Annotated in this window: 10 protein-coding genes; 6 read left to right on the top strand and 4 right to left on the bottom strand. The window is 41.2% G+C overall.

Features of this window, described 5'->3' with window-relative positions:
* Nucleotides 1–171 precede the first annotated feature (171 nt).
* Nucleotides 172–1206 (bottom strand): glycoside hydrolase family 43 protein, encoded by a 1035-nt coding sequence (locus tag BM291_RS16770; protein ID WP_092899707.1) that lies wholly within the window; start codon nucleotides 1204–1206, stop codon nucleotides 172–174.
* 222 nt (nucleotides 1207–1428) lie between these two features.
* Here BM291_RS16770 and BM291_RS16765 point away from each other — a divergent pair, with 222 nt between their 5' ends.
* The 3 genes from BM291_RS16765 to BM291_RS16755 all read left to right on the top strand — a co-directional run bounded on the left by BM291_RS16765 (nucleotide 1429) and on the right by BM291_RS16755 (nucleotide 6804).
* Nucleotides 1429–2535, top strand: a complete 1107-nt coding sequence (locus BM291_RS16765; RefSeq protein ID WP_092899547.1) for a Fic family protein — start codon at nucleotides 1429–1431, stop codon at nucleotides 2533–2535.
* Between the two features lie 245 nt (nucleotides 2536–2780).
* A complete protein-coding gene (ileS, locus tag BM291_RS16760; protein WP_092899705.1) occupies nucleotides 2781–6155 on the top strand; it encodes an isoleucine--tRNA ligase in 3375 nt (1124 codons plus the stop codon).
* Nucleotides 6156–6171: 16 nt separating this feature from the next.
* Nucleotides 6172–6804: a lipoprotein signal peptidase gene (locus BM291_RS16755; protein WP_092899545.1), complete on the top strand. Its 633-nt coding sequence runs from the start codon at nucleotides 6172–6174 to the stop codon at nucleotides 6802–6804.
* Here the strand turns inward: BM291_RS16755 and BM291_RS16750 are convergent.
* Nucleotides 6789–7010, bottom strand: coding sequence for a hypothetical protein (locus BM291_RS16750; protein WP_092899543.1), 222 nt, complete (start codon nucleotides 7008–7010; stop codon nucleotides 6789–6791). The genes BM291_RS16755 and BM291_RS16750 overlap by 16 nt on opposite strands.
* Before the next feature lie 12 nt (nucleotides 7011–7022).
* Between BM291_RS16750 and BM291_RS16745 the strand changes: the two genes are divergently transcribed.
* Nucleotides 7023–9962 carry a DEAD/DEAH box helicase gene (locus BM291_RS16745; RefSeq protein ID WP_092899541.1) on the top strand — a complete coding sequence of 980 codons (2940 nt, stop codon included), beginning with the start codon at nucleotides 7023–7025 and terminating at the stop codon, nucleotides 9960–9962.
* A gap of 180 nt (nucleotides 9963–10142) precedes the next feature.
* Nucleotides 10143–11489: a PhoH family protein gene (locus tag BM291_RS16740; RefSeq protein ID WP_092899539.1), complete on the top strand. Its 1347-nt coding sequence runs from the start codon at nucleotides 10143–10145 to the stop codon at nucleotides 11487–11489.
* 43 nt (nucleotides 11490–11532) lie between these two features.
* On the opposite strand, the gene BM291_RS16735 is transcribed toward BM291_RS16740, so the two are convergent.
* Both BM291_RS16735 and BM291_RS16730 read right to left on the bottom strand, forming a co-directional pair.
* On the bottom strand, nucleotides 11533–12408 hold the full coding sequence (locus BM291_RS16735; RefSeq protein ID WP_175499732.1) for an alpha/beta hydrolase: 876 nt from the start codon (nucleotides 12406–12408) through the stop codon (nucleotides 11533–11535).
* Between the two features lie 2 nt (nucleotides 12409–12410).
* Nucleotides 12411–13847, bottom strand: a complete 1437-nt coding sequence (locus BM291_RS16730) for an aldehyde dehydrogenase family protein (RefSeq protein WP_092899535.1) — start codon at nucleotides 13845–13847, stop codon at nucleotides 12411–12413.
* Nucleotides 13848–14285: 438 nt separating this feature from the next.
* Here BM291_RS16730 and BM291_RS16725 point away from each other — a divergent pair.
* A partial coding sequence (locus BM291_RS16725) for a hypothetical protein (RefSeq protein WP_139229124.1) occupies nucleotides 14286–17233 on the top strand: 2948 nt, incomplete at its 3' end.

The raw sequence follows: 17233 nt of genomic DNA, 5'->3' as shown, positions 1-17233 counted from the left end.
TAATTGACAATGAGCCAAAATCTTAATACTAATGGCTCTCGATACAAAAGTGTAGTTATGCGTTGGCGTTCAGTAGTTTAAATATATATTTTTTATGAATTAAAAGGAATAAAAAAAAGTCCAGCTGTGAAATTCACAACTGGACAAGTAGAAATAGTTTTCAAAGAATACTTATTGTGAGATAGCATTCGCTTCCACTCCTTCAAAAGTCATCTTTATAGGCTTGATTGTACCGTCTTCGTTAAATTCCATTACATCAATTGCTGTCACCCGATGGTCACGACCTTCATTAGGGATTGGTCGACGATGGTATACCATGTACCAGTCGTCGCTACCGGGTTTTTGGATGACTGAATTGTGACCAGCTCCGGTAGCCACGGTGGTATCGTTTTCTAGGATAGTTCCGATTCTATCCCATGGGCCATTGATATTGTCGGACATGGCATAGGCTACTTTATAACTGTCATTTGTCCAGCCGCCTTCCGACCAAAGGAAATAATATTTTCCTTCTCTAATAAATACAAAAGGACCTTCTACGTAGCCTTCAGGAGTTATTTCATGAAAAAGCTCACCATCTTCCCAAGGTTCAAATCCTGTAAAATCAGCGTTCAGTTTTCCGATGTTGCAGTGACTCCAACCTCCATACAGCATGTAATAGGTGCCGTCCGTGTCTTTGAAAACAAACTGGTCGATAGGCTGGGCATCATTATAGAATTCAGAAAGAAGAGGCTTGCCAATATGGTCTTTGAATGGTCCTCCGGGAGAATCAGCTACCGCTACTCCCAATCCACCAAAATGATTGATGTCATTGTTTGGATCCCAGCCATCGCGACTTGGGCGCTGTATGTCATTGGCAGAAAAGAATAAGTAATATTTTCCGTCTTTCTCGATTGCCGCAGGTGCCCACATCGCCTGTCGAGCCCACTTGATTGCAGCTGTGTCCAAGATATTTGCATGCTTTTCCCAAGTGACTAGATCTTTTGAGGAAAAGGCATCGAAGTGCAATTGGTCAGTGTAGCCAGCAGAGAAGGTTGGGTAAACCCAGTATTCGTCTCCAAATACAATTCCTTCTGGATCAGCATACCAGCCTTCGAAAATAGGATTGCCAGAAAGTTTAGGGGCTTCTGTTTTTTCTGTAGTTTTTGGAGAGGAGCAGGCAAAAGCTAGAGCCAAACTTCCCGCTAATAGTGAGTAGCTATTTTTCATAGATTTGTTTTCAAAAGTCATGATGTTTCTGCCTAAGAGAGGCTCGATTTCATACATAGAGAAATCGGATGAATTAGAAATTTAAGCAGTGGGATTCAAATGTTGGTGCATCTGGAGTAAAAGTGCTGAAATTCGAAGTTTTTTAAATCGTGAGCCTAATAGTCTTCTTATTCGGCTCAAAATACTTGATATTATGAGCCGAATAAGTTGTATATTCGGCTCATGAGCTATAATTGGGAACAGTCGGATTGGCCAAAATTCACCTACAAAGAAGGTAAGTCTGGGAAAATACTGCTTGATTTTCTCATGAAATCCGGACAAATGTCTGGCGTGCTTACTGGTTTGTCGGAGGGGAATCAGACCGAACTGCTACTGGAAATGATGGTAGTGGAAGCAATCAAAACTTCCGAGATCGAAGGTGAATTTCTCAGTCGACCAGACGTGATGTCTTCTATCAAAAAGAACCTGGGCATTCACGAGGAGCAGCCTTTATTAGTCAAAGATCAGCGAGCTAAGGGCATCGCAAAATTGATGATCAAGGTGCGAGCAGATTATGCGCAGGAATTGACAGAAGAAGCACTTTTCGAGTGGCATGAATTGCTAATGGAAGGAAATCGATACGTTCGAGCAGGACGGTGGCGTTCAGATTCTGCTCCAATGCAAGTAGTTTCAGGAGCAATGGGGAAGGAAACCGTGCATTTCGAAGCACCTCCTTCTACCCAGATTCCAGCTGAAATGGACGCCTTTATTTCTTGGTTTAACGAAACTGCTCCAGGGAAAACAGCGACGATAAACAATCCGCTGATCCGGTCTGCGATCACGCATTTGTATTTTGAGTCGGTTCACCCTTTCGAAGATGGAAATGGCCGTATTGGTCGGGCTTTGGCAGAAAAGGCATTGCATCAAGGATTGGGGCAGGCCACATTGATTAGTCTTTCCAGTACGATAGAGGCTAAGAAAAAGGAGTATTACGATGCGCTGAAAAGTGGTCAAAGCGCTAACGAAATTACGGATTGGCTCGATTACTTTTCGGACACAGTTTATCATTCTCAGCTGAGCGCAGAGCGATTAATCAACTTCACACTTCAAAAAGTCAAACTCTTTGATCGCTATAAAAGTGAACTCAATGACCGCCAAGTGAAAGTCATCAATCGAATGCTTGCCGAAGGGCCAGCGGGTTTTGAAGGAGGAATGACCGCTAAGAAATTTATTGCGATCACGAAAGCTTCCAAAGCCACTGCAACTCGTGATTTGCAGGCCTTGGCAGAGTTAGGGGTCTTTTTACCGCAGGGTGGAGGAAGAAGTGTGAGTTATAAGCTGGTGCTTTAGGCATTGAAAGATTGCAAAATTTGAAGATTGAAATATTAAAGCTGGATTACCTTCTAATACGTATTGCCATTTTTTCCAATTGACCCTCCCAAAAAGGGGGAATTCTCCTATCTTTGTGCCTGCTTTTGAGGGTATAGTCCCTTGAAAAGTATATAAAAACAGCCAAAATAAATCTTTATCCATTGTGGATAGGGGCTGGCTAATTGGAATGAATTATTACCTACTTGCCCTTAAGAAAGGATACAGTGAAGACATATCAGGAATTTAAACAAGTGGATTATCCCGAAATCGGGGAGTCCGTATTGAAGTACTGGAAAGAAAACCAGATTTTCGAGCAATCAGTAACCAACCGTGACGGTGCGGAGACATTTACATTTTTTGAGGGTCCGCCTTCGGCAAATGGTACTCCGGGTATTCACCACGTGATGGCGCGTACCTTGAAAGATATTTTCTGCCGTTACAAGACACTTCAAGGTTTTCAAGTAAAGCGAAAAGGCGGTTGGGATACGCATGGCTTGCCTGTAGAATTGCAGGTGGAGAAGGAATTGGGTATCACCAAAGAGGATATTGGAAAGAAAATCTCCGTAGAAGAATACAACCAAAAGTGCCGTGAGACGGTCATGCGATTCAAAAATGAATGGGATGACCTGACTGAGAAAATTGGTTACTGGGTGGATTTGGATGATCCGTATATCACGTTTGAGCCGAACTACATCGAATCAGTTTGGAGTTTGCTGAAGAAGCTTTACGAGAAAGATCTGATCTACAAAGGCTATACAATTCAACCATATTCGCCAGCTGCTGGTACAGGTTTGAGTTCGCACGAACTGAATCAGCCTGGTACATACAAGGATGTAAAAGACACTTCCATCACTGCTCAGTTCAAACTGAAAGGTGAGGAAAATACCTATATCATAGCTTGGACGACTACGCCTTGGACTTTGCCAGCCAACTCGGCTTTGGCGATTGGTGAGAATTTGGACTACGTGAAAGTGAAGACTTTCAATCCTTATACATTCGATGCCTGCACGGTGATTTTGGCGAAAGCTAGAATGAATACATACCTAAATCCAAAAGCAGCCGAGCTGAAATTGGAAGATTATAAAGGTGGTGACAAGCTGATTCCTTTCGAAGTAATCGAGGAGTTTAAAGGAAAGGACATGCTAGGTTGGGAGTATGAGCAACTGTTCCCGATAGCAGGTTTGGCACTTGCGCATCCAGCTTTCACTGTTGTTTCTGGTGACTATGTGACTACGGAAGATGGTACTGGTATCGTTCACCTTGCGAAAGCTTTCGGTGCGGATGACTTTAGAACATTGGCGCAGAATAATGTGCCTGGCGTCTTCGTGAAAGATGAGCAAGGAAAAGATATTCCGATTGTGGATAAACGCGGAAAATTCATCACGATGGTGGGTGAGTACCTTGTGGATAAAGTAGCTGAACATGCGATCACTGCCCATAAAGAATATGGTGTGGATGATTTCTATGTGAAAAACTACACAGAGGATGATGAGAGCGCAGCAGACTTCAAAAGCACCGATGTGATCATTTCTATCATTCTGAAAAATGAAAATAAGGCCTTCAAGGTTGAGAAATATGAGCACAGTTATCCACACTGTTGGAGAACTGATAAGCCTGTGCTTTACTATCCTATGGACAGCTGGTTTATCAAAACCACGGCTTACAAAGACAGATTAGTAGAGCTAAATAAGACGATCAACTGGAAGCCTGAGGCTACCGGAACGGGTCGTTTTGGCAACTGGCTGGAAAACTTGGTTGATTGGAACTTGAGCAGATCTAGATTCTGGGGCACGCCGCTTCCGATCTGGAGAACAGAAGATGGAACGGAAGAGCGTTGCATCGGATCTATCGCTGAATTGGAAACTGCGATTGAAGAATCCATTGCCAAGGGCTTCATGGAAAAATCTCCATACGAAGGCCGCGAGTTGGATCTTCACCGTCCATTTGTGGATGATGTGATTTTGGTTTCTGCCAAGGGTGAGAAAATGGTCCGTGAGGCTGATTTGATCGATGTTTGGTTTGACTCTGGAGCCATGCCGTATGCGCAGTGGCACTATCCTTTCGAAAACGAGGATATTTTCAAAGCTAACTATCCAGCGGATTATATCGCTGAAGGAGTGGATCAGACACGTGGTTGGTTCTTTACACTACATGCCATTTCAGTGATGCTTTTTGATAGCGTGGCTTTCAAAAACGTGATTGCAAATGGACTTGTACTGGATAAAAACGGTAACAAAATGTCCAAGCGATTGGGCAACGCTGTCGATCCTTTTAAAACGCTTAAGGAATACGGCCCAGATGCAGTGCGTTGGTACTTGCTAAGCAACTCCAATCCTTGGGATAACTTGAAATTCAATCTGGATGGTGTGACTGAGGTGCAACGACGCTTCTTTGGCACACTTCAGAATACCTATAATTTCTTCGCGCTGTATGCGAATTTGGATGCTTTTGTCTATGACAAATCCAAAGCGATACCAGTAGGAGAAAGAGCTGAGCTCGATCAGTGGATCGTGTCTAAGCTTCAATCATTGATCGCGGAGGTCGAGGAATCGATGAATAATTACGATGCGACGCGAGCTACTCGTGCGATCATGAATTACACGGTCGATCAGCTTTCTAATTGGTACGTGAGACTTGCTAGAAAGAGATTCTGGAGAGGTGATATGAATTCAGATAAGCAGGCAGCTTACGAGACTTTGTATGAATCCTTGTTGACACTTACGCAGCTGATGTCATCATTTGCGCCTTTCTACGCAGATTGGTTGTATCAGAATTTGACGGAGTCGGGATCTGATTCCAAAGCTTCAGTGCATTTGACGGATTGGGTTTCTGCTGATTCTGGGTTGATCAATAAAGATCTGGAAGAAAGCATGGAGTTGTCTCAGACGATTTCTTCTTTGGTACACTCGCTGAGAAAGAAAGAGAAGATGAAAGTGCGTCAGCCGCTTCAAAGAATATTGATTCCGATTTTAAAGGAGAGAACTAAAGCTCAGATTTTGCATTTGGAAGAACTGATCAAATCTGAAGTGAATATCAAAGACATTGAGTTCATCGATGATGCGTCAGGTATCTTGGTGAAAAGTGTGAAACCAAATCTTCCTGTTTTAGGAAAGAAATTGGGTCCAAAAATGCGCTTTGTAGTTGCTGCAATCAACAAGTGGGAACAAGCCGAAATCGCTGAAATAGAGCGGGAAGGTAAGATCTCGGTTGATGTGGACGGCGAAAGTCTAGAATTGCTTTTGGAAGAAGTGTTGATTTCGTCTGAGGATATTCCAGGCTGGTCTGTAGCTTCTGATCAGGGAGTAACTGTCGCGCTTGATGTGACACTTTCTGATGAATTGAAGCAGGAAGGAATCGCGAGAGATTTGGTGAACCGTATACAGAACCTTCGTAAGGATATGGGTCTGGAAGTACAAGACAAGATCAACGTGACCCTAGCAGATGACAATGAATTAGTGAAAAATGCGGTAAAGTCTTTTGGGGAATATATCCAAACAGAAGTACAGGCGTTGAAACTAGAGCTATCTGCTGAGTTGGATGGTGCTACAGTACTTGATATGGATGATTTTGAACTCGCTGTTTTGGTGGAAAAAGCCTAATAGCTAATCGTATATAATGAATAAATACCTGAAATACTTTGGCATCGCACTATTGGTGATCCTTATAGATCAAGCGGTTAAAATGCTAGTTCATTTCGAGATGGATTTTGGCTCACCTGGGCAGATCCCAATTTTCGGAGACTGGTTTAAACTGCACTATACTACGAATCCAGGAATGGCATTTGGGATGGAGCTGGGCTCTGACTATGGTAAACTGCTACTAACTTCATTCCGTTTGGTAGCGATGGTGGGAATTGGGTATTATCTATACTACATCATCGATAAAAAACAGCCGGCCTTATATATAGTATGTATTGCTATGATTTTGGGTGGGGCAATAGGTAATTTAGTTGATTCTGTTTTCTATGGTGTTTGGCTAAATAATGCTCCGTATAATGCTTCTACTCCTTGGTTTCATGGACAGGTAGTCGATATGTTCTACTTTGATATTTGGGAAGGATATCTGCCCGAATGGCTTCCGGTGTGGGGAGGTAGTTATACTGCACTTTGGCCGATTTTCAATGTGGCTGATGCAGCTATATTTATTGGCGTTGCTATGATCTTGGTGTTTCAGAGTAGATTTTTTCCTGAAAAACCAGCCGATTCTACCCAATCAGTAAGAGAGGAAGTAGATCAGCTTTCCGAGTAGGTTTTTACGTTATTTTCACCAAAAGTCTTCAAGATTAGATTATCTAATCTTGAAGACTTTTGCTGTTTTATGGGAGATAATTGGCTTAAATCCTGAATTTGAGCAGTATTTTTTGTAATTTGCAACTTGCTTTTCCCTTTTTTGGGATACTTAACCCCGGCTTTACTTCCTTTTGCTTGATCCCAGACTTGTGGAAGTTTTGTCATTCCGATAATTATATGATAGTTGATTCTGATAAACCTTTTCAGATAGTTTATTCTATTTACAGCCACGAGTCCCTTGGTCTCCTGATAGAATCTTTTGTGGTACAAATTGATCCTCAAGGAAGGCTCTCTTTGGCTTATCAAAATATTAGTTCTGCTAATGCTAGCGAATTTGACGCAGGATTGAATAAGGCAGATTATGATTTGATAAAGATCATGGATTCAATGAGCCCAGAAGTGGTGGTAAAGCCTTTTATTAAAAGAGGAAATATTCGCCCGAAGCAATACCTCGAGAAAATCTTTGATCCTAAAACGGAAGATAAAAAGACGCAGGATGCCATTGAAGAAGTGATTGAGAAGAAGCGATCCAAAATAATGCCTTTACTTATCGGTAAAAGGCTATTTGAAATGGGAAGTGATGGTAATCCAGTCTGGAAAGAAATAACTGTAAATGCAGAGCGTGCAAGTGTTCTATTCCATTTTCATAAAAATGAAGAAAACACCCATTATTGGCCAACGATTAAATTCAAAGGGGAAAAACTCGATTGGCAATACAAGAATGGCTATTTCATTAGTAATGAGCCAGGATGGCTAGTTGTTGAAGGGCAGTTGTTCCATTTCGAGAAAGGAATTGATGGGAAAAAGCTGAAAGCTTTTTTAAACAAGAAGTTTATTGTCATTGACAAACGAATTGAGCCGAATTACTATCGCGGTTTTATGGCCAATTTGATTTCACAGTTTGATGTGGAGTCAGTCGGTTTCGATATTAATATAGAGCGTGGCACACCAGAGGTGTTTATCAACATCAGTGATTTGCCTGGAGGATCAGGGAAGAATCTCTTTGGAGAAGATGGAGAAAAGTTAGAAGAGGATAAAATTGCTTTCGAGCTTCGGTTCAAGTACGGCAATATTGATTTTCCGGTGCAGACACCAAGTTCTGAAAAACATGGAGCTTCTGTCAGGCTGGAAGAAGGAAACGATAGCTACACGTTCTATAAAACGATTCGTAGCACTCAGAAAGAAAAAGCCTATCTAAAACTATTACGCGACAAGGGACTTGAGTTCAAAATAGGTAAAGATGCTTTGCCAAAGACTGAAGCCTTTGAGTGGATTGGTGAAAATGAAGAATTTCTTGAAACTGAGAAAATTAAGATCGTCCAAAAGCCTAATGCTAAGGGCAAGGTGTATAATATAGGTAAAGCCCAGATTTCTATAGAAGTCAATGAAAATATTGATTGGTTTGATGTCAAAGCACTAATCAAATTTGGGATTTACCTAGTGCCTTTTGCGAAGCTAAGAAAGCTTTTGCTTCAAGGTAAGGCCGAATTTGAATTGCCAAACGGCGAAATCGCTGTGATTCCTGCCTCTTGGTTTGTGAATTACTCTGAACTTTTCAACTTCATGGAAGATCGTGGGGATGAGAATTCCATGGTATTGCGCAAGCATCATTTGGCGCTAGCCAGAGAAATGGAGATAGGTAATCTTGTTCAGGTTACATTGAGTAGGAAGTTGGAGCGACTTAGAGATTTTGAATCTATTGAAGAGTATACCCTGCCAACTGGTTTTGAGGGAACATTACGTCCTTATCAGCATGCGGGATATAATTGGCTTAGATTTTTGAATGAGTTTAAGTTCGGTGGATGTTTGGCCGATGATATGGGTTTGGGTAAAACTGTTCAAACTCTTGCTCTGCTAGCACATGAGATGGAGGAAAATCCAGGTTTAACTTCACTTCTGGTGATGCCTACTTCTCTGATTTATAACTGGGAGCTTGAAGCGAGGAAGTTTACTCCTGAATTGAAGATTCTGGTTTATTCGGGTACTCAGCGTATCAAAGATCCATGGAGATTTGGTGAATACGATTTGGTATTGACATCCTATGGAATTACCCGATTGGATGTAGAGGTGCTGAAAGGCTTTTACTTCAACTATATCATTTTAGATGAATCCCAGGCAATCAAAAATCCAGGGAGTAATATTGCGGCAGCTGTTAATCAGCTTAAGAGCAAGCAAAAGTTGATTTTGACAGGTACGCCTGTGGAAAATAGCACGATGGATCTTTGGTCTCAGATGAATTTCATCAATCCAGGATTATTGGGCAATCAGAATTCGTTTAAGAAGCAGTTTTTACTGCCTATAGAAAAGCAAGGTGACGCAAATAAATCTGCTAAGCTCCATGCCATGATTAAGCCATTTATTCTTAGAAGACTGAAATCTCAAGTTGCAACTGACCTACCAGAAAAAATCACCAACGTGAAGTATTCTGATATGACGGTTGAGCAAGAGGAGGTTTACGAAGAAGTTAAGAACTATTACCGAGAGAAGATTATTTCTGACATCCAGAGTACAGGTAGAAATAATCAGCAGTTCACATTGCTTCGTGGTCTAACCCAGCTTCGTCAGATTGCCAATCATCCGAAATTAGTCAGAGATGATTATGAAGGTGAATCAGGTAAGCTGGAAGATGTGACATATATGCTTCAATCTACTATTTCAGAAGGTCATAAAGTATTAGTCTTTAGTCAATTTGTGAGGCATTTAGGTATTGTGAAGGAATACCTAGAGAAAGAGGGGATTCCGTATGCGTACTTGGATGGAAGCACTAAAGACCGTCAGGCTCAGGTTGAGAAATTTCAGGAAAACGAAGACATCAAAGTGTTCTTGATTTCCCTAAAAGCAGGTGGGGTTGGTTTGAATTTGACCAAAGCTGAATATGTGTTTTTACTTGATCCATGGTGGAATCCTGCTGTGGAGGCTCAGGCAATTGATAGGGCACATAGAATCGGTCAAGAAAATAAGGTCATTATCTATAAATTTATCACGCGTGGATCTGTGGAGGAGAAAATCATGGCGCTTCAGGACCGCAAGCTAGCACTCGCTGGAGAGCTGATTAATACCGAAGAAAGCTTTATGAAGAGTCTTGGACAGGATGATATTGCAGCATTGCTGGATTGAAAAACTTAGATTTTTCTAAAAAGGGTAGGATGATAAATTCTACCCTTTTTTTATTGGATTGATAGTCAACTGTATAGAGAATGGTCACATTTAATTAACCATAAATTCTTATCTAAACTTTGACAATAGCCCGATTATTTTTCTAAATTAAATAACATAGTTCCACTACACTACCTGCGCATGCCTAGAGCCAAATCCGATAAAGATCGGAAAATCTTTGTGCTGGATACTTCGGTGATCCTCTACGCACACAACTCCATTATGAACTTTGCCGAGCACGATGTGGTCATCCCGATCACGGTGCTAGAGGAGCTTGACCAGTTCAAGAAAGGCAATGACACCAAGAATTTTGAAGCGCGAGAATTTATCCGATTGCTGGATAAACTATCACAGGATCATATGATTCATAATTGGACTCCTTTGAACGGGAAGACCAAGGGGAATTTTAGGGTGCTGATGAATCCAGAAAATCAGATCAACGCCAATGAGATTTTTGGTGAGGAAAAGAACGATCACAAGATTCTGAACTGTGCGCTTTACCTCAAACAGCATGAAAAGGGCAGAAAAGTAATCTTGGTCAGCAAAGACATTAATCTTCGTTTAAAGGCCAAATCCATTGACCTTCTTGCTGAAGACTACGAGACAGGAAAGATTAAGAATATTACCGAACTCGAGAATACAGGGAAGTATATTCTGGATGATATTGACCCACAGTATATTGATAAACTATACGAGCAGGGGTATGTTGAAGCGAAGACTGTCTTAGGAACACGAAAAAGAAAGTCGAATGCCTATTATATCCTCAAAAGTGATAAGAATTCAGTTCTAGCTTATTACAATTCGGATGAGAGTATTCTAGAGCGAGTTGACAAAAAACTGGCATATAATATCAAGCCTAAAAATGCCGAGCAGACTTTTGCGCTTCACGCGATTACCAATCCTAATATCCGCTTAGTTTCTATCCAAGGAGTTGCCGGAACGGGTAAAACACTTCTGGCTTTGGCGGGAGCTTTGGAACAAAGAAGAGAATATAAGCAAATTTACTTGGCTAGGCCGATTGTCCCTTTGAGTAATAAGGATATTGGGTATTTACCAGGAGATATCAAGTCAAAGTTGAATCCTTACATGGAGCCGCTTTGGGACAACCTGAAATTTATCCAAAACCAGTATAAGGAGACAGATAAGGAATTTCAGAAGATTACAGAATTGGTAAATCAGGAGAAACTAGTAATTCAGCCATTGGCATATATACGAGGACGTTCACTGTCAAATATCTTCTTTATAGTGGATGAAGCACAGAATTTGACACCGCATGAGATCAAGACGATTATCTCAAGAGCGGGAGAGAACACCAAAATCATCTTCACTGGAGATGTGTTTCAAATAGACACGCCCTATCTAGATTCACAGTCCAATGGTTTGTCCTATTTAATAGATCGAGTGAAGGACCATCCGCTTTATGCACATATCAAACTAGAAAAAGGAGAGCGGTCTGAATTGGCAAATCTTGCAAATGAACTTCTTTAGTAGTGTCTAAACGAATTGTAAAAAGGCTCCAATCGTAGCCTTTTTACATTTGTTCCTTAACGAACTTTGCAGCTTGCTGAAATAAACTAGGATAGGTGTCTAAGGTAAATCCATGTCCTTGATTTGGCACTTCTGTAAATTCATACTTCACGCCTGCATCAATTAGTGCTTTTTTTAAAAGCTGGCTTTGAGAAATAGGTACTATTATATCTGAAGTGCCATGGAAAAAGATCGTAGGAACTGATTTACTATTAATGAATGTAATTGGGCTGGAAGCGGCAAAAGCTTCTGGTTTATCTTTGGGGTTTCCTCCCAGCATTCCACTTAGGCCGGTTTGGGTGAAGAAACTAAAGTCATATAATTCGGCCAGATTGGTGGGAGGGAAAAAGGCAATTACCGCTCTGACATTGCCTACAGTTGGATGTTTGTAGGCATGTAATAAAGCCAAATGTCCACCGGCGCTTGCGCCAGCTAGGATTAATTTGTCTGAAATATTCCATTCAGAAGCTTTGCTTTGAAAATAGCTTAGGGCTTCTAAGACATCATCCTCTTGAGCGGGGAATTTATTGTTTCCTTGGCTGAAGTTGTACAACCTGTAATTTATTGAAGCAAACGCATATTCAGTGAATTCTCTGGATAATGCCTGTCTGAATTGATTAAATTCCTCCTTGCTTCCTTCTACCCAAGCACCGCCATGTATATATATAAGGAGTGGAGTTTTTGCGATGGACCTTCCTGCAGGTAAATAAATGTCAAAAATCTGATTTTGCTCCGCCCCGTAGGATTGATCAAATAAGTCTAATGCCGCTAGATTCTCGGTTGGATTTTCATCTTTATCCGAAATACAGCTACTGAGGGTATAAATGGCTATTATATATAAGCATGATTTCCAGAAAAGCTTCATTGTGTTTTTGTACATGTTTAAAACCATTTGATTAAGGATGCAATGATTTGCTTTGCCTTGATTCCATAAGGAGGTCTCAGTAGTGTTACATTGTTTAGACCCACTCGTTGCTTCAACACACCTTTCTCATTACTGAAGGCTAAAAAACCATGATAGCCATGTGCTTTGCCTATTCCGCTATTATTTACTCCTCCGAAAGGTAGTTCCATATGTAGGTAATGAAGCACACAGTCGTTGATTACGGCATTTCCAGAGCTTGTTTCTCTAAGTACTTTCGAAGATTGCTCTGCATTTACTCCAAAAAAGTATAGTGCTAACGGTTTTGGTTTGGAATTGACATAGTCAATGGCTTCACCTAAGGAGGTATATGATTTAACGGGGAGAATTGGGCCGAAAATCTCTTCTTCCATAACCTGCATTTCATCAGACACATTTCTTAAAATAGTTGGTTCTATGTAACGTGTGTGTTGATCGCTATTTCCCCCAAAAACAAGTTGAGCTCCTTTTGATAAGGCGTCTTCAATATTCTCTGTCAGTCTGTTGAAATGTTTGTCATTAACTATGCGAGCCATATCAGGAGATTTCTCGATTCCTTTAAAGTCAGGATCGTACATTTTTTGAATGGCGACTTTCATTTCCGAAAAGAGGTTTTCCAGTTTGGATTCATGAACCAAAAGATAATCCGGAGCGATGCAGGTTTGGCCACAGTTGACATATTTCCCCCAAATCAATTTCTCAGCGGCATCTTTACAGTCTGCATCCTCATCTACGATCGCAGGTGATTTTCCTCCCAATTCCAAAGTCACAGAACTTAGGTTTTCTGCTGCTGCTTTCATTACGATTTTTCCAACTGTAGGACTTCCTGTGAAAAAAATATGATCAAAAGGAAGCTTTAGTAGGGCTTGTGATGTTTCTATGCCACCCAAAACGACAGCTACTTCTTTAGGGGCGAAAAGCTCGGAAATCATTTTTGATATGAGTTCCGACGTATGAGGAGTCATCTCTGACGGTTTGAGAATCACAGGACATCCTGCTGACAAAGCAGAAATCAACGGGCCAATCGAAAGATTGAAAGGATAGTTCCATGGAGCAATGATCAAGGATCTTCCTTTGGGTTCATGGTAAATACTACCAGAAGTCCCTAGCATAGGAAGAGGAGTAGACACCGATTTTGGAGTCATCCATTTATGCAGCTTTTTGATACTATGGTTTATTTCAGCTGTTACCGGAAATATTTCACTGAGGTCCGTTTCTGATTCGGGCTTTCCAAAATCGTTTTTTAATGCATTACGAATTTCTTGCTGATGATCTTTTATCCAAGTTCTTATTTTTTTTAGTCTAGCTATTCTGTCATCAGCAGATGAAGACCTCCATAAGGTAGAAGTTAAGAGCTGGCTTTTAAAAAGATGTTCAAGATCAGTGTTGTTTTGTTCTGAGATGGAGTGATTGAGCATTTCTATAAGTCTTAAATTTTCGATTAGGTACCTGTGGGAGTAATTAAGGTACAAATGTTTTTCGCTAGAACTTGAACTAAGCCAATAGATATGAGGAGATTTGATTTTTTGTACGTAAAATTTTGTACTGGTGAATTATGATAAAATAGGTCAAAAAATACTTTTCAACACACTTAAAAATATTTTCACATAAAAAAAAACGCATTACGTAAAAATAATTTGCGTAAATGTTTGGATATGAAAGTCATAAAAGTGTATTTTTAGGGCATAATTAATAATACCAAAGTTTAATTCGATCTTTTTAAGTCATCACGTCAAACTTTTAGGTAGAATTTTGAAGGAAAAAGGAAAAGTTTTAGGCTGCTAAAAGAGCCATCCAAAAACGATCCCATATAGAGAATAGGTTTACGAAAGCAAAAAATTTTAAATAATAACGATATGGACAGGATTTCCAATTGTCAATTAGGCTCCCGACCACAATCCAGTGGATTTTTCGAAAGGGGTGTATTTCAAAAAAGCAGTCTTTGGTTTTTAACCTTATTCTTCTTTTTTGCCGTTGGGTCAGTTTTGCCAAACAAGGCATTTTCCCAGACTACGATTATCACACCTGCTACACCATTTGTATTAAACAATCCTGGTTGTAATCAAGAGAACTTGAAGGTTATCGAAATTGAATTTCGGGATAGTAACGGTAATGTTTTTGATCCAAATGCTTTGGATGGAACTGCAATAGGGACAGTAATTGTAGGGGGTATTTGGGCGAAGTGGCAGGTCAGTGGTAACGGCTATAACCCGCATATCCAATATGATATTTATGTCAATGATGTGAAGGGCCCATCGCAGGCAAATTGTGTTGTTCTAGAAGATGCCAGCGGAAACACAAGAAATGTTGTGAACAATGAAGTTTTCAAAATCGGTAATTTTTCATGGGAATATGGTGATAAGCTTGAAGTAAAGAATTTGTATATCAATTGGAATACAGGAAGTGCTCAAGCAAACAATAAATCCTGCCCTACTTCAGCAGGAAACGCTCAATGCTCCTACCCAGGAGTTGTTTTTTTAGTAAGAACTCCTCTAGTAGCAAATTTTGATTTTGAAACTAATTGTAATGATTTCACAGTAGATTTTGAGAATTTGACAACTGGCGGAAATCCTGCAGATTATGTTTATTCTTGGTCATTTACCGGTGGTAATCCAGCAACCTCTGCAGCTTCTGATCCTCAAAATGTAGATTTTGGATCTGCTAATTCTTATAATGTTACTCTTCAAGTAACTAGCGGGGGTATTGTCAAATCACTTCAAAAGACCGTTACACTATACGGTATTTCACCAGTTGCGCCAGTATTAACAGTTCCTACCCCATTGTGTGATGCATCTTCGGTCACAATCACGTTCACTGCAGCTGCCGGGGTGGAATACTCCTTAGATTCGGATTTCAGTACTTCGATCACGGGTGGCAGTTTTACAGCAAATGTAAGTAGCTCAGGAACGGTGTATGCTAGAACAGTAGGTACCACCTGTACTAGTAATTCAACTTATACCGTGGGGCCAGCTAGAGTAACACCAGTTGCTCCTGTATTAACAGTGCCAGCACCAACGTGTGATGCAGCTTCAGTAACAATCACTTTCACTGCAGCTACAGGAGTTGAATACTCCTTAAATTCAGGGTTCACTACTACAATCACTAACGGTAGCTTTGCAGCAAACGTAAATAGCTCAGGAACGGTATACGCAAGGACTATTGGTACTACTACTTGTGTTAGCAATTCAAATTATACAGTTGATCCAGCTCCGCTGACACCAGCAGCCCCAGTATTAGAAGTTCCAGATCCATTATGTGATGCGACTACGGTAGCGATCACGTTCACTGCAGTTGATGGAGTAGAGTATTCTTTAAATTCAGATTTCAGTACTACGATCACTGATGGCAGCTTTACAGCAGATGTAAACAGCTCAGGAACGGTGTATGCGAAAACAACAGGAACTAGTTGTATGATTAGCTCAGGTTTCGAAGTAGCTCCAGCACCTGTGACGCCAGCAGCACCAGTACTAGATGTTCCTGCTCCTGCATGTGATGCGGCTTCGGTAACGATCACGTTCACCGCAGTTGTTGGAGTAGAATATTCCTTGAATTCAGATTTCAGTACTACGATCACTGATGGCAGCTTTACAGCAGCTACAAACAGCTCGGGAACAGTATATGCGAGAACAACAGGTACTACTTGTATGATCAGCTCAGGTTACGAAGTTGCTTCAGCACCAGTAACACCAGCAGCCCCAGTATTAGAAGTTCCAGATCCATTATGTGATGCGACTACGGTAGCGATCACGTTCACTGCAGTTGATGGAGTAGAGTATTCTTTAAATTCAGATTTCAGTACTACGATCACTGATGGCAGCTTTACAGCAGATGTTAACAGCTCAGGAACGGTGTATGCGAAAACAACAGGAACTAGTTGTGTGATTAGCTCAGGTTTCGAGGTAGCTCCAGCACCAGTAACACCAGCAGCACCAGTACTAGATGTTCCTGCTCCTGCATGTGATGCGGCTTCGGTAACGATCACGTTCACTGCAGTTGTTGGAGTAGAATATTCTTTAAATTCAGATTTCAGTACTACGATCACTGATGGCAGCTTTACAGCAAATGTAAACAGCTCAGGAACGGTATATGCGAGAACAACAGGTACTACTTGTACGATCAGCTCAGGTTACGAAGTAGCTCCAGCACCAGTAACACCAGCAGCCCCAGTACTAGATGTTCCTGCTCCTGCATGTGATGCTACTACAGTAACGATCACATTCACTGCGGTTGATGGAGTAGCATACTCCTTGAATTCAGATTTCAGTACTACGATCATTGATGGCAGCTTTACAGCAGATGTAAACAGCTCAGGAACGGTGTATGCGAGAACAACAGGTACTACTTGTGTGATCAGCTCAGGCTACGAAGTAGCTCCAGCACCTGTGACGCCAGCAGCACCAGTATTAGATGTTCCTGCTCCTGCATGTGATGCGGCTTCGGTAACGATCACGTTCACTGCAGTTGATGGAGTAGAATATTCCTTGAATTCAGATTTCAGCACGTCGATTACTGATGGCAGCTTCACGGCAGATGTAAACAGTAACGGAACGGTGTATGCGAGAACTATAGGTACTACTTGTGTGATCAGCTCAGGCTACGAAGTAGCTCCAGCTCCAGTTTCACCGGCAGCACCAGTACTAGATGTTCCTGCTCCTGCATGTGATGCTACTACAGTAACAATCACGTTCACTGCGCTTGATGGAGTAGAATATTCCTTGAATTCAGATTTCAGCACGTCGATCACTGATGGCAGCTTTACAGCAGATGTAAACAGCTCAGGAACGGTGTATGCGAGAACAACAGG

Origin of the sequence: Algoriphagus aquimarinus, from assembly GCF_900112005.1 — a bacterium.
In the GTDB taxonomy this organism is placed as follows: Bacteria; Bacteroidota; Bacteroidia; order Cytophagales; family Cyclobacteriaceae; genus Algoriphagus; species Algoriphagus aquimarinus.
The sequence above is the reverse complement of the archived record's forward strand: the minus strand, read 5'-3'. Positions and strand labels throughout refer to the sequence as shown.

Excerpts from the sequence above, each read along its gene's own strand:
- BM291_RS16770 (WP_092899707.1), bottom strand. The coding sequence starts at position 1,206 with ATGAAAAATAGCTACTCACTATTAGCGGGAAGTTTGGCTCTAGCTTTT.
- BM291_RS16765 (WP_092899547.1), top strand. The coding sequence starts at position 1,429 with ATGAGCTATAATTGGGAACAGTCGGATTGGCCAAAATTCACCTACAAA.
- BM291_RS16755 (WP_092899545.1), top strand. The coding sequence starts at position 6,172 with ATGAATAAATACCTGAAATACTTTGGCATCGCACTATTGGTGATCCTT.
- BM291_RS16750 (WP_092899543.1), bottom strand. The coding sequence starts at position 7,010 with ATGACAAAACTTCCACAAGTCTGGGATCAAGCAAAAGGAAGTAAAGCC.
- BM291_RS16745 (WP_092899541.1), top strand. The coding sequence starts at position 7,023 with ATGATAGTTGATTCTGATAAACCTTTTCAGATAGTTTATTCTATTTAC.
- BM291_RS16740 (WP_092899539.1), top strand. The coding sequence starts at position 10,143 with ATGCCTAGAGCCAAATCCGATAAAGATCGGAAAATCTTTGTGCTGGAT.
- BM291_RS16735 (WP_175499732.1), bottom strand. The coding sequence starts at position 12,408 with ATGTACAAAAACACAATGAAGCTTTTCTGGAAATCATGCTTATATATA.
- BM291_RS16730 (WP_092899535.1), bottom strand. The coding sequence starts at position 13,847 with ATGCTCAATCACTCCATCTCAGAACAAAACAACACTGATCTTGAACAT.